This window comes from Bradyrhizobium sp. P2_E8, from assembly GCF_056403875.1.
Map to the genome: position 1 here is coordinate 1 of NZ_JBFUES010001693.1, position 874 is coordinate 874.

1 protein-coding gene is annotated in these 874 nt (G+C 65.8%); it reads right to left on the minus strand.

Annotated features, from left to right (window positions below; all coding sequences use genetic code 11):
* Positions 1 to 135: 135 nt before the first annotated feature.
* Positions 136 to 874: ABC transporter substrate-binding protein (locus AC1D00_RS43265; protein WP_477014946.1), on the minus strand; the 739-nt coding region annotated here is incomplete at its 5' end.

Here is an 874-nt window from a genome sequence, read left to right on the forward strand (position 1 = left end):
TCCTTGCCGAGCAGCTCGAGAACGCGGGTGTAAAGGCTGAAAATGGACATGCGGACCAGCAACTCGGGCGGATAGCGGGGCCCGTATTCTAAGCAGGGATCGCCCGCGAGATACAGCGGAAGCTATCGGTTTTGCTCAATTGATGAGCCGCCCCGCGACCGGCGGCAGGAACCGGTCGTCGAAGATGTCGCCCACGGCCGGCCGCTTGCGGAATTTGAAGTTCTGGGCGATCTGGTCGATCGAGCGGTCCAGCCGCGCCGGGTCGATGCCGCCGAGGCCGTTGCGCCTGACCTCGTCGGTCAGGATGTTGTCGACGAGCACGGTGCGCAGGCGCTCCAGTTCGAGGTCGTGGTCGCCGTCGTCGATGCGGCTCGTGGCCTCGGCCGCCGCACGGGCGGGCTCTTTGACTGTCGCGTTGATACCGGCGATCAGGGCGCGAACAAATCCCTTCAGCGCGTCTGGCTTCGCCGCGGCGAAGGCGGGGTTGGCCACTACGGCAAAGCCATAGGCTTCGCAGCCATAGTCGGCGTAACGCAGCACGACGAGATCGTCGCCGGGCACGCCGCGGTCGCGCAAGTTCACCGCCGAGAGATAGCTGAAGCCGGCGACGGCATCGACTTGCCCCGCGGACAGGATCGGCTCGCGCACCGCGGCACTTATCTTGTGGAATTTCACGCGCGACGTGTTGATGCCGTTCTGCTGCGCCAGCGCCGGCCACAGCCGCATCGACAGATCGCTGTCGGCAACGCCGACGGTCTTGCCGTCGAGATCGGGCAACAGATGGATGCCGCGGCTCCTGCGCGCGACGATCGCGTAGGGCGCACGGTTGAACATCACGAACACCGCCTTGATCGGCGCCGCATCGTCCTTGTCG